At 70.0% G+C, this 12,330-nt stretch carries 7 protein-coding genes; all 7 read right to left on the bottom strand.

Annotated features, from left to right (window positions below; genetic code table 11):
* Positions 1-10 precede the first annotated feature (10 nt).
* The 7 genes from ON43_RS43460 to ON43_RS01325 all read right to left on the bottom strand — a co-directional run bounded on the left by ON43_RS43460 (position 11) and on the right by ON43_RS01325 (position 12,313).
* Positions 11-1,630 (bottom strand): MinD/ParA family ATP-binding protein, encoded by a 1,620-nt coding sequence (locus ON43_RS43460; RefSeq protein ID WP_083913084.1) that lies wholly within the window; start codon positions 1,628-1,630, stop codon positions 11-13.
* Positions 1,631-1,961: 331 nt separating this feature from the next.
* Positions 1,962-3,764, bottom strand: a complete 1,803-nt coding sequence (gene leuA, locus ON43_RS01345) for a 2-isopropylmalate synthase (RefSeq protein ID WP_040802595.1) — start codon at positions 3,762-3,764, stop codon at positions 1,962-1,964.
* An 84-nt stretch (positions 3,765-3,848) separates the two neighbouring features.
* Positions 3,849-3,971 (bottom strand): hypothetical protein, encoded by a 123-nt coding sequence (locus ON43_RS46705; protein ID WP_281033289.1) that lies wholly within the window; start codon positions 3,969-3,971, stop codon positions 3,849-3,851.
* A gap of 12 nt (positions 3,972-3,983) precedes the next feature.
* Positions 3,984-4,970 carry a zinc-binding metallopeptidase family protein gene (locus ON43_RS01340; protein ID WP_040802594.1) on the bottom strand — a complete coding sequence of 329 codons (987 nt, stop codon included), beginning with the start codon at positions 4,968-4,970 and terminating at the stop codon, positions 3,984-3,986.
* Positions 4,971-4,973: 3 nt separating this feature from the next.
* Entirely contained in the window at positions 4,974-5,837 is an 864-nt protein-coding gene (locus ON43_RS01335; RefSeq protein WP_040802703.1) for a transglutaminase family protein, read from the bottom strand.
* The gene (locus ON43_RS46010; RefSeq protein ID WP_245568429.1) at positions 5,837-8,680 is read right to left on the bottom strand and encodes a circularly permuted type 2 ATP-grasp protein; all 2,844 of its coding nucleotides are present in this window, start codon (positions 8,678-8,680) and stop codon (positions 5,837-5,839) included. Before ON43_RS46010 ends, ON43_RS01335 begins: the two co-directional genes overlap by 1 nt.
* A 27-nt stretch (positions 8,681-8,707) precedes the next feature.
* Positions 8,708-12,313 carry a transglutaminase family protein gene (locus ON43_RS01325; RefSeq protein ID WP_040802593.1) on the bottom strand — a complete coding sequence of 1,202 codons (3,606 nt, stop codon included), beginning with the start codon at positions 12,311-12,313 and terminating at the stop codon, positions 8,708-8,710.
* Positions 12,314-12,330: the final 17 nt, after the last annotated feature.

Genomic DNA, 12,330 nt, shown 5'->3' with positions numbered 1-12,330 from the left:
CTTCGCGGAGCTAGTGCTGCGGCGGGTAGCCGCCGTCGCCCGGCTGCGGGTAGCCGCCGCCCGGCTGCGGCTGATAACCACCCTGCGGCGGCTGCTGGTAGCCGCCCTGCGGCGGGAACCCTTGCTGCGCCGCGTGATAGCCGAAATCGTCGGCCACCATGGCGGCCAGCTCCAGCAGTGCGCGCCGGGTGGGCTTGCCGACCAGTTCCAGGTCGATCTCCGCGCCCTCGGCCAGGTGGTCGTCGAACGGGACGACCTGCACCGCGCGGGTGCGGTCCAGGAACAGCTTGCGCAGCTGGTCCAGGTCCACGGTCGAGGATCCCTTGCGAGAGGCGTTGACCACCACCACGGTTCGCTCCACCAGCTTGTGGTAGCCGTGGTGGTCGAGCCAGTCCAGGGTCGCCGAGGCGCTGCGCGCGCCGTCGATGGCCGGGGAGGTGACCAGCACCAGCGAGCTCGCCATATCCAGCACGCCGGACATGGCCGAGTGCATCAGGCCGGTGCCGCAGTCGGTGAGGATGATGTTGTAGAACTGCTGCAGGATGCCGATGGCCTTGCGGTAGTCCGCCTCGGAGAACGCCTCCGACACCGCCGGATCCTGTTCGGAGGCAAGCACTTCCAGGCGACTCGGGGCCTGCGAGGTGTGCGCCCGCACATCGGAGTACCGGCTGATGTGCCCGTCCTCCAACAGGTTTCGCACCGTGGAGCGGGTCTGCCGGGGAACGCGGTGGGCCAGCGTCCCGAGGTCCGGGTTGGCGTCGATGGCGATGACGCGGTCACCGCGCAGCGAGGCGAAGGTGGAGCCGAGACCGACCGTGGTGGTGGTCTTTCCGACGCCGCCCTTGAGCGACAGGATGGCGATCCGGTAGTCCCCGCGCACCGGCTGGTTGACCCGGTCCACCAGCTGCCGGTACACCACATCCGCGGCCGACTCGCCCGGATTGATGGCGCCGCCGGACGCCTTGTGCACGGCGCGGCGCCAGCCGCTGCGCGGTGCGCGCTTGGCCCGCTTCAACAGGTTCAGGTCATTGACCGAATGTCCCGGCGGCATCGGCTGCTGGCCGTACTGCTGCCCGAAACCGCCGGGCTGCTGCTGTTGCTGCGGAAAACCCGGCTGCGACTGCGGATTCCAGCCCGGCTGGAAGCCCACCTGCGGCTGCGGCGGTTGCTGCTGCTGCGGCGGCGCGGCCGGGGGCGGCGACCAGCTGTAGATCGGCCCGCCCGGCTGATCATTGGACGGCGCGAACTGGCCCGGCTGGCCCGGTCCGCCGAAATGCCCGGGCTCCATGGGCGTTTCGCCCTCGCCCGAAGCACCGGCCTGATCGGGGAAGACCCGGCGCACCATGCCGTCGCTGCCGATCTCCTGGCGGATATCGCCGTACGGCGTGTGGTCGACCACCTCGCCCAGCGGCCCGCCCGGGGCCGGAAAACCGTTCGGCGCACCGGGATTCGGCGGCGGCGCGAACTGCCCGGAATCCGGCGGCGGGAAGCCCGGAGGGCCGTAAGGCCCCGGGCCGCCCGGCGCGAAGGGATTGTGGCCGTCGGGACCGCCCGGGCCCGCGAACGGGCCACCCGGCGCGGCAAAGGGATTCGGGCCGCCCGGTCCACCCGGGAACGGCCCCCCGCCCATGTGCACCGTCTGGTCGATCGAGTCCGGCACCGGCGGGAAGAACCCGGCCACCTGATCCTCGGAGTCGGCCCCGCCTTCCTTGGCCCCGGCGGACTCGTCCAGCGCTGCCGCGTCCGCCTCCGACGCCTTCACGGCGTCGTCGACGTCCTCCTGCTCGACAGGCTTCGAGGTCGAATTCTGATCTTTCGTGGTCACGTGTCCCCCATCTGCTCGACAGCTCGAACAGAGAGCTCGGCGCTATTGCGTCCCAACGCTAGCATTCTCGAGCCCTCCAGACGTGGCGAGCCCGCCTCGACGAAGTCGAGACGGGCTCTCCTACCAGCGCTTTCATTCAGCTCTTACGAGCAGCTCGGTTGACCGCCGAGACCACCGCGCGCAGCGAGGCGGTGGTGATCGAGGTGGCGATGCCGACGCCCCAGGTGACCTGGTCGCCGATGGCGACCTCGACGTAGGCCGCGGCCTGGGCGTCGTCACCGGAGGACATGGCGTGCTCGCTGTAGTCCAGCACCCGCACGTCGTAGTCGATGGTGGCCAGGGCGTCGACGAAGGCGGCCAGCGGGCCGTTGCCCTCACCGGCGATGGCGTGCTCGACGCCGTCCACCTTGACCACGGCCTCGATGTGGTCGACGCCGCCGTCGACCTCGGAGGCGGTGACCTTCTGGCGGATGCGCTCCAGCGGCAGGATCGGGGTCAGGTACTCCTCGGAGAAGACGTCCCACATCTCCTTCGGGGTGACCTCGCCGCCCTCGCCGTCGGTGATCTTCTGGACGGCCTGCGAGAACTCGATCTGCAGGCGGCGCGGCAGCACCAGCCCGTGATCGGTCTTCATGATGTAGGCGACGCCGCCCTTGCCGGACTGCGAGTTCACCCGGATCACGGCCTCGTAGGTGCGGCCGACGTCCTTCGGGTCGATGGGCAGGTACGGAACCTCCCACACGATGTCGTCGACATCCGCGCCCTGCGCGTCGGCGGCGGCCTTCATGGCGTCCAGGCCCTTGTTGATGGCGTCCTGGTGCGAGCCGGAGAAGGCGGTGTAGACCAGATCGCCGCCGTAGGGGTGGCGCTCGGCGACCGGCAGCTGGTTGCAGTACTCGACCGTGCGGCGGATCTCGTCGATATTGCTGAAGTCGATCTGCGGGTCGATGCCGCGGGAGAACATGTTCATGCCCAGCGTGACCAGGCAGACGTTGCCGGTGCGCTCGCCATTGCCGAACAGGCAGCCCTCGATGCGGTCGGCGCCGGCCTGGTAGCCCAGTTCCGCGGCGGCCACGGCGGTGCCGCGGTCGTTGTGCGGGTGCAGCGACAGCACGATGGAGTCGCGGCGGGCCAGGTTGCGGTGCATCCACTCGATGGAGTCGGCGTAGACGTTCGGGGTCGCCATCTCCACGGTCGCGGGCAGGTTGATGATCAGCGGCTTGGCCGGGGTGGGCTGGATGATCTCGGAGACCGCGTCGCACACCTCGCGGGCGTAGTCCAGCTCGGTGCCGGTGTAGGACTCCGGGCTGTACTCGTAGCGCCAGTTGGTGTCCGGGTAGCGCTTCTCGACCTCCAGGCACAGCTTCGCGGCGTCGGTGGCGATCTTCTTGACGGCGTCGCGGTCGGCGCGGAACACGACCTTGCGCTGCAGGATCGAGGTCGAGTTGTAGAAGTGCACGATCACGTTCGAGGCGCCGGCGCAGGCCTCGAAGGTGCGCTCGATCAGCTCGGCGCGGGACTGGGTCAGCACCTGGATGGTGACGTCGTCCGGAATCGCGCCGTCCTCGATGATCTCGCGGACGAAGTCGAAGTCGGTCTGCGAGGCGGACGGGAAGCCGACCTCGATCTCCTTGTAGCCCATGCGCACCAGCAGGTCGAACATGCGGCGCTTGCGGGCCGGGCTCATCGGATCGATCAGGGCCTGGTTGCCGTCGCGCAGGTCCACGGCACACCAGCCGGGCGCGCGGTCGATGATCTTGTCCGGCCAGGTGCGGTCGGGCAGCTCGACCGGCTCGACCTCCTCGGCGAAGGGCCGGTACCGGAACACCGGCATGGAGGAGTTCTTCTGCGTATTCCAGGCGGGCTGGTCGGCGGGCGCGGGCTTGGACGGCGGGGTGATGTTGCGCGTACCGGATACGAAAGCGTCAGCAGGGGACATGGCGATTTATCTCCGAGGTGTGGCTGGATCCCAGGTATGGGGTAGACCGGCACGGCACATCCCCGCGACGGGAGCCGGTCCGTATCAGAACCCGTCGCGGCGGCCGAGGAGAAGTGCCCGCTGCATGATGATCACGAGTTTACATGCGGGCAATAGATGCCCGGAAGCCGGGGAGGCGGGGGCCACACCCGAGGTCTGCACCAGCACGGTCCGAGTGTGTCACCCCTGCGCGGCGGACACGCAGAGTTCGTGAATGAAGCGCATTTTGTCCAGAACCGGGTCGGCCAGCACGAAGGGATACGGATCCCGGTGGCCCATGGCGCGATTCATCATGTTGAGCGCCCAGACCAGGGGCAGCCAGAGTTCGATGATGCGGTCGAAGGCGGCATCGCCGATCGGGGAGCGGTCCAGGGTGGCCCCGGCGGGTGCGAAGCCGAAGGCGGCCGCGGTGTCGAGGGTGTCGCGGATGTGCAGGTAGTGGGCGAAGGTCTCGGCCCAGTCCTCGGTGGGGTGCATGGTGGCGTAGGAGGAGACGTGGGTGTTCTCCCAGCCGGGTGGCGCGCCCTCGGCGTAGTGGCGGTCCAGGGCCTGCTGGTAGTCGGCGAAGGGGTCGCCGAACAGGTTGTGGAACCGTTTGATGTGGTCGCCGTCGGTGATCAGGAGCAGCTGGTAGTAGTGCCCGATCTCGTGGCGGAAGTGCCCGAGCACAGTGCGGTAGGGCTCGGCCATCTCCACGCGCAGGCGCTCGCGGTGCAGATCGTCGCCCTCGGCCAGGTCGAGGGTGATGACACCGTGTTCGTGGCCGGTGGTGACGGGATCGTCGGCACTGGAGAGCAGCTCGAAGGCCAGGCCGAGCTCGGGATCGGTGGTGCGGTCGATGAGGGGCAGACCGAGTTCGGTGAGTTCGACGACCAGGCGGCGCTTGGCGGCCTCGGCCTCCCCGAAGGCGGTGAGCCACTTGTCTTCCAGCGCGCCCGGGCGACGGCGGGTCAGGCGGCAGGACTCGCACAGGCCGGGCGCGCCGGCGGGGACCAGCCAGTTGCATTGCGCCACATACTGGTTCGCACACATGGCAAACTCGCCGGGATCGACGAGGAGCAGCGCCCGCGCCTCGAGGCTATAGCCGATGTCGGAACCGCAACCGAGGCAGACGGTGTTCTCGAAGGCCAGTTGCTGGCCGCAGCGGGGGCAGGCGAAATCGCGCACGGTTCAGTCCTTTACGGGTGCGACGTCCACGGAGACCGTGATGGTGGATTCCTTGGCGTCGGTGTAGATGATGCCGCGCAGCGGCGGGACATCGGCGTAGTCGCGGCCCCAGCCGACGGTGACGTAGCGGTCGTCGGCGAACTGATCATTGGTGGGGTCGAAGCCGATCCACTCGTCGCCGGGCAGCCACACCGCCGCCCAGGCGTGGGTGGCGTCCGCGCCGACCATGCGCTCCTTGCCCGGGGGCGGGTCGGTGGCGAGATAGCCGGAGACGTAGCGGGCGGCCAGGCCCTGGGAGCGTAGGCAGGCGATGCCGAGGCGGGCGAAGTCCTGGCAGACGCCGCGGCGGTCGGCGAACACGTCGGCGACTCGGGTGCTGACGGTGGTGGAACCGGATTCGTAGGTGAAGTCGGTGTGGATGCGGGTGGTCAGTTCCTTCACCGCCTCCAGCAGCGGGCGCCCGGGCGGGAAGGATTCGGCCGCGTATGCGGCGACCTCCGGAATGATCTCCGGCGGGGTCAGGTCGAGGGTGAATTCGACTGCGAGCGGGCCGTTTCCGGCGGTGGGGCGGGCCTGCTCCCAGGTCGGCTGATCCTCGGGGGCGGGCGGGGGCGCGATCTCGACCAGGGATTCGCCGGTCACCTCGAGGCGGCGGTGTTCGGCGGTGACATGGAAGTAGAAGGTCGTGTTGCCGTAGACATCGGTGCCGACCGAACGGTCCGACGGGATCGGGTCGACGCGAATGTCGTGCGAGAGCAGGTGCTGGCCCGGGAATTCACGCGGCGTGAGATACGCGCGGCCGTAGGAACTGCTGACGACATCCGAGTACACGTAGACGGTGCGGTGCAGGACTCGCAGGCGGCGCATCAGCCCACCACCCGGGTGGTGCCCCACAGGGGCTGGATGTCGCGCGGCACCGAAAGCCGGGTGGCCTCGAAGGATTCGGACATCTTGCGCAGCCGCAGATGGACGCCGTCGAGGAGTTCGGCGAATTCGGTGCGGTGACCGTCGGCGTCGGTGACCTCCAGGTCGGCGGGGTCGAGGCGGCGCAGCATGCGCTGGGCGTCGGCCAGGAGCCGTTGCGGGCGTGAGGATCCGGAGGCTCCGGGCAGCGCCAGGAAGTCGTCGTCCAGGCGTGCCAGCTGGTAGGCCAGGGAACGCGGATTGTGGTCGTCGAACAGCAGCAGGCCCGCGACCGCGGCGATGCGGACCGAATCCCGGTGGCGGCGGCGGTAACTCACGGCGGAGACGGTGGCGGTCAGTACGGCGTCGGTCACCACGCGGCCGACCTCGGGCGGATAGGTGTCGGTGAGGGCCGCGGCCAGCAGGGAGGACAGCGCCAGCGCGCGCTCCAGGCGGCGGCCGATATCCATGACGTGCCAGCCGGTGTCGCGCACGGTCGATTCCGCGTCGATGCCGGTGAGCGCCAGCAGGCCGGACAGGGTCTTGGAGTGGACGGTCGAGAGCGCGGCGCCGCGATCGCCACGGACGCCGCGGTATTCGGCGAGGGCGCGGTCGATGGAGCCGAGCACCATCCAGGTGTCGGGTGAGAGCTGATCACGCACGGCACGTGCGGCCTTCGCGTAGCGCTCCACGGAAAAGGCGACGGAACCGGGGAGCTCGCGATCGACGGTGAGGGCGACCAGGTAGTCGTGGTCGCGGCGGGACGCGCCGGGCAGGGCGATCGGGACGGTCGGCTCGTCGGAGTACTCGCGGCGGCGCGGGGACAGCGACTGGGATTGGCTCTGCGACGACTGCGACTGTGATTGGGACTGCGACTGCGATTGCTTGCGCCGGTTGCGCCGCTTCTCCGCCGCATCACGTTGCGCCGCGGTCTGTCTCGGTGGCGGCAGCGGGGCCCCGGTCATCCGGCTCAGCGCCCGCATGAGCACCGGCATGGCCTCCGCGCCCTCCATCCATGGCCGGTACCGGTAGTCCTGGTGCCGGTCGTGGATGGCGCCGAGCAGGCGCGCGGTGACCTCGGCGCGCTCGCCGTAGCGGCCCAGCCAGAACAGGTCGTCGAGCACGCGCGGGGAGCTGACCACATCCACCGAGGCGACGGCGGCCACCCGGCGCTCGCGCTCCTCTGGCACCTCGACTGCGGGGGGCACCTCGACGGCGGGTACGGCCGGGACGGCGGCGGGCGCGGCGCGCACCCAGACGTCCTTGGCGGCCGCCTCGCCGATCATGCCGTCGGGTCCGCCGCGCTGATGCAATTGCCCCAAACCGCCCTGCATGACGCGATATCCGACCCGACCGGCCAGCGAGAACAGCCGCACCGCGACGGGTGCGGCGGCCAGTCCGCCGGAGCCGTCGACGGCCGGGGCCACCGAGAACCGCGCGGGTTCCTGGCCGACCCATTTCCAGCCCTCGGCCTCGATGCGGGCCCGCCATTCGGCGCGCTGGACCGCGGTCAGCAGGGGTCCGAATACCGTCGTGTCATCCACCGCGGAGCGCAGGATCAGGCGGTGCAGATTGGCGGTCAAATGTGAGCGTTCGGAATCCTCGCCACCCCAATAGGATTCGATGCCCGGCAGGGTGAGCTCCTCGTCCAGCAGCTGCCGCGACAGGCGGGGCAGGAAGGCCGACAGCGCCGGATTCTCCAGCAGCCCGCTGCCCAGGGTGTTGACCACCGCGACCGCGCCGCGGCGCAGCACCTCGACCAGGCCCACCACGCCCAGCCGCGAATCCGGCCGCAGATCCAGCGGATCGGAGAATTCGGCGTCCACCCGGCGCAGCACCACGTCGACCCGCTTCAGGGTGCCCAGCGAGCGCATCCACAGGAAGCCGTCCCGCACCACCAGGTCGGCGCTCTCCACCAGCGGGAAACCCAGCACCGACGCCAGATACGCCTGATCGAAGGCGGTTTCGGAGTGCACGCCCGGGCTCAGCACCACCACCACGGGATCCTCGTCACCGGCCTGCGGCGCGGCCTCGATGAGCATCAGGCGCATGGCGCGCACGAACGGGGTGAGAGGGCGCGGGCTGGCCAGTTCGAAGGCCTCCGGAATGGCGGCGGAGACGACGCGGCGATCGGCCAGCGCGTAGCCCGCGCCGGAGGGGGCCTGCGCCCAGTCGGCGAGCACCCGGAAGCCGGTGTCGCTCCAGCGGCTGACATCGCAGGCGTGCAGGAACAGCTGATGCCGTCCGGGCAGCGAAATACCGTGTGCCGCACGCACATACCCCCGGTGGCCGAACACCAGCTGCGGCGGCAGCAGGCCCTCGGTGAGGGTGCGGCGCGCCCCGTACACATCGGTCAGCACCGCGTCGAGCAGCCGGGAGCGTTGCACCACACCGGATTCCAGGGCGGTCCAGTCGGTGTCGGAGAGCAGCAGCGGGATCGGGTCCAGCCGCCACGGGGACGGGGTGGCGGGTTCCTCGGAGGTGGTCAGTTCGGTGTAGGTGATGCCGTCGTCCTCGATGAGGCGTCGCACCCGGCCGTCGATGCGGTGCAGGCCCTCGCGGCCCTGGTCGAGGAAGTCGGCGGACAGGTCGGCCCACATGGTGCGCAGGCGGCCGTCGCGGTCGACGAGTTCGTCGTAGTAGCCGCCGGTGGGCAGGCCGCAGGCGTCGAGCGCACCGGTATCGGCCGCGGCGGCACGGTAATTCGCGAAGTCCTCGAGCACGCCGCGCCGCGCCGCGAGGGTGTCCCACCGATCGGGCTCTTCCGGCGTGGCGTCACCGGGCGGCACCGCATCCAGCACTGTCACCGCAACCACATCCCCGGGTATGCCTGCCTATCGGTCGCCCGCGAGGCCCCACACGGTCCGCGCCCGGCGCAGATCGAGAATTCCGGGCGCTCCGACGTCCGTTGCCTGTACAGCCATTTTGGCACGCAGATCCGCGATATCCACCGGTCCCGGAGAGTGCCCGGTGGCCTCGAATCGCCGATTGCGCCGGGATTGCGCCACCACGGAATTCACCGGCGGCCCGGCGTAGAACATGCCGCCGGGATGACTCACGTGATACGTGCAGCCGCCACGCGACAACCCGGTCTCGAGCTCGATCACGTCGAAGACCAGCGGCGCGTCCACGGTGATCGTCGGATGCAGCGATTCCGGTGGCTGCCAGGCGCGATATCGCACGCCCGCCACCTGCACATCGGCCCGCCCGGCCGCGACCAGCGGCAGCGGGAAACCGTTGCAGGTCACCGCGTACCGATCGCGGTCGGCCCCGGTCACCCGCACCTGCAGGCGCTCCACCGAGGAGTCCACGTAGCGGGCGGTGCCGGATGCCGTGGTCTGTTCACCGAGGGTGTTCCACGGTTCGATCGCGCCGCGCAGTTCCACTTCCATATCTCCGAGTACCACCGTGCCGAAGCGCGGAAAACGAAACTCCGAGAACGGATCGAGCCAACTGGTATCGAATTCGATACCGTGCGAGCGCAGATCGGCCGCGACCTCGGCGATATCGGCCTGGATGAAATGCGGCAGCAGATACCGCCCGTGCAGATTCGCGCCGTGCCGGATGAGCGGCGCGGTGTAGGGCTGCTCCCAGAACCGCAGCACCAGCGCCCGCACCAGCAGCGACTGCACCATGGCCATGCGGAAGTGCGGCGGCATCTCGAACCCGCGCAACTCGACCAGTCCGAGACGGCCGCGGACCGAATCCGGGCTGTACAGCTTGTCGATGCAGAATTCCGCGCGATGGGTGTTGCCGGTGAGGTCGGTGAGCAGGTGCCGCAGCGCACGGTCGACCGCCCAGGGCGGGGCGGTGTGCTCGTCGGGATCCTCGCTCGAATTGCTCAGCCGCGCGATCTCCGCGAACGCGATCTCCAATTCGTAGAGCGAGTCCTCGCGCCCCTCGTCGACCCGCGGCGCTTGCGAGGTCGGTCCGATGAACCGGCCCGAGAACAGATAGGACAGCGCCGGATGCCGCTGCCAGTAGGTGAGCATGGAGACCAGCAGGTCCGGCCGCCGCAGCAGCGGCGACCGCGCGGGCGTGCGGCCGCCCAGCGTGATGTGATTGCCGCCCCCGGTCCCCCGGTCGGTGCCGTCCACATCGAAGGATTCGGTGCTCAGCCGCGCCAGCCGAGCCTGCTCGTACAGGGTGTCCAGCAGCCGTGCCTGCTCCTCGAAACCCGAAGTGGGCTGGACATTCACCTCGATCACGCCCGGATCGGGCGCGATGGACAGCATGTGCAGCCGACCGTCGGCCGGTGGCGGGTACCCCTCCAACACGACCGGCTGCCCGGCCGCAGCCACCGCCTCCTCCACCCGCCGCACCAGATCGCAGTACGCGCCGAATTCCCCGACGGGCGGCAGGAATACGAACAATCGCCCGTCGCGCACCTCGGCGACCAGCGCGGTGATCGGCGCGCGTTCGGCGGACTCGACCACAGCGGGCGGCTCATCCGGTTCCAGCGGCGGGCGCGGCGCGAAGGGGTCGGCCTCCGGGCGCGGCGGCGGCGCGTTCCAGGCGATCGAGCCCAGCGGCAGGCGCAGGCCCGCCGGAGAATCACCCTCCGTCAACATGATTCGACCCCGGCGCAGCCGCCAGTCGGCGCTGGCCCAGCCCGCCTCGTCGTCGCGGCGGTACAGCGACAGCACGTACGCGGCGGGCTCGCCGACGGAGGTGTCCAGGCGTGCCAGCAGGGCCTCGCGAGTCGCCGGTGAATCCCGGTCGATGTCGATATCCTCGTCGACCGCGACCGGCTCGCCGTGCGGTACAGCGGCTTTCGCCGCCAACCGGAGCAGCGGGTCCTCGTAGGCCGGTCGCACCTGACTGTCGGGCAGGCCCAATCCGCGCGCGATATGAGCGATCACGGCGCGGGCGGTCCGTGAGTCCGGAACGGAGCCGACGGGATCCGGGCCGGCGTCGCCTTCCGGAGGCTCCGCTCCGTTACTCGAGTCGCGCGGGCTCGGAGCGTCGACCAGAGCACCCGGCGACCCGTTCATTCGCTGCCGCGCGTGTCCTTCCGCCGACACCACGGTCCGAGCCACCGCCGGGGTCTGCGCTATCAAGGCGGGCTGCGCTTCCACGGCCTTGCCGCTGTCTGTCGTGTCCCGTATCGGCTTTCGGGCAACCGGCTCGGCCAGGTCGGTCGGACCGACGGCCTCTCCGAAGGACAGCCACGGGTGCGCGAGGAGTTCGGGTCGCCGCCACAGCGGCTCCCCGTCGTCGCGCCAGTGCATGGCGATTTCCCAGCGCGGCAACGGTTCTCCCGGATACCACTTGCCCTGGCGGTATTGCATCAGGCCGGTCGGCGCGTAGATGCGGCGGAGGCGTTCGGCCAGGTCGGCGGCGCGTTCGCGTTTGGCCGGGCCGTCGGCCTCGGTGGTCCATTCGGGACCGGTCTGGTCGTCGAGGGAGACGAAGGTGGGCTCGCCGCCGATGGTCAGGCCGATTCCGGCGGCCTCGGTGCGGGCGTCGACGGCCGCGCCCGCGGCGCGGATGCGCTCCCACTGGGAATCGGTGTAGGGCAGGGTGACTCGCGGATCCTCGTGGATGCGGCGGACCGTGTTGGAGAAATCCAGGGTGGAGTTGACCGGGTCGGTGGCGCCGGTGATGGGCGCCGAGGACACCGGGTGCGGGGTGGCCGCCAGCGGGATGTGCCCCTCCCCCGCGAACAGGCCGGAGGTGGGGTCCAGGCCGACCCAGCCCGCGCCGGGCAGGTACACCTCGGTCCAGGCGTGCAGGTCGGTGAAGTCGGCGGGCGGGCCGGACGGTCCGTCCAGAGACGGTACGTCCTGGGCCAATTGGATGAGATACCCGGAGACGAAGCGCGCGGCCAGGCCGAATTCGCGCAGGATGGAGACCAGCAGCCAGGCCGAGTCCCGGCACGAGCCCAGGGCGCTGCGCAGCGTGTGATCGGGCGTCTGCACACCCGGCTCCATCCGGATGGTGTACGCGACGTCCTGGCGCAGCGCCTGATTCACGGCGATCAGGAATTCGATGGTGCGCGGCCGGTCGTGCGGGGTGTGCCGGCGCACCCAGTCGCGCACCAACGGACCTGGCCCGGACCCGGATTCGCCCTCGTCCACAGGTCGCAGATACGGCTCCAGATCGGCGAGCAGCTGCGGCGAGTAGGCGAACGGGAACTGCTCGGCCTGCTCCTCCACGAAGAAGTCGAACGGATTGATGGCGTCCATATCGGCGATCAACCCGACCACGATCGACAGCTCCGGCGTGGGTTCGTGGAAGATCAAGCGCGCCAGGAAGTTTCCGAACGCGTCCTGTTGCCAGTTGACCCAGTGATTGCCCGGGCTGACCCGCAGCGAGTACGCCTCGATGGTGGTGCGCGTGTGCGGCGCAGGGCGCAGCCGGACCACGTGCGGATGGACGCGCACGGGGCGGTCGAAGGAATAGGTGGTGCGATGTTCGAGGGAAACCTTGATCCCCATCCGTCCAGTTCACCATG

This window comes from Nocardia concava NBRC 100430 (assembly GCF_000308815.1).
Classification (GTDB): Bacteria; Actinomycetota; Actinomycetes; order Mycobacteriales; family Mycobacteriaceae; genus Nocardia; species Nocardia concava.
The sequence above is the reverse complement of the archived record's forward strand: the minus strand, read 5'-3'. Positions and strand labels throughout refer to the sequence as shown.

Bases quoted from the DNA above. Each gene is read 5' to 3' on its own strand.
- ON43_RS43460 (WP_083913084.1), bottom strand. From the start codon at position 1,630: ATGGGCGGGGGGCCGTTCCCGGGTGGACCGGGCGGCCCGAATCCCTTT.
- leuA (WP_040802595.1), bottom strand. From the start codon at position 3,764: ATGTCCCCTGCTGACGCTTTCGTATCCGGTACGCGCAACATCACCCCG.
- ON43_RS01335 (WP_040802703.1), bottom strand. From the start codon at position 5,837: ATGCGCCGCCTGCGAGTCCTGCACCGCACCGTCTACGTGTACTCGGAT.
- ON43_RS01325 (WP_040802593.1), bottom strand. From the start codon at position 12,313: ATGGGGATCAAGGTTTCCCTCGAACATCGCACCACCTATTCCTTCGAC.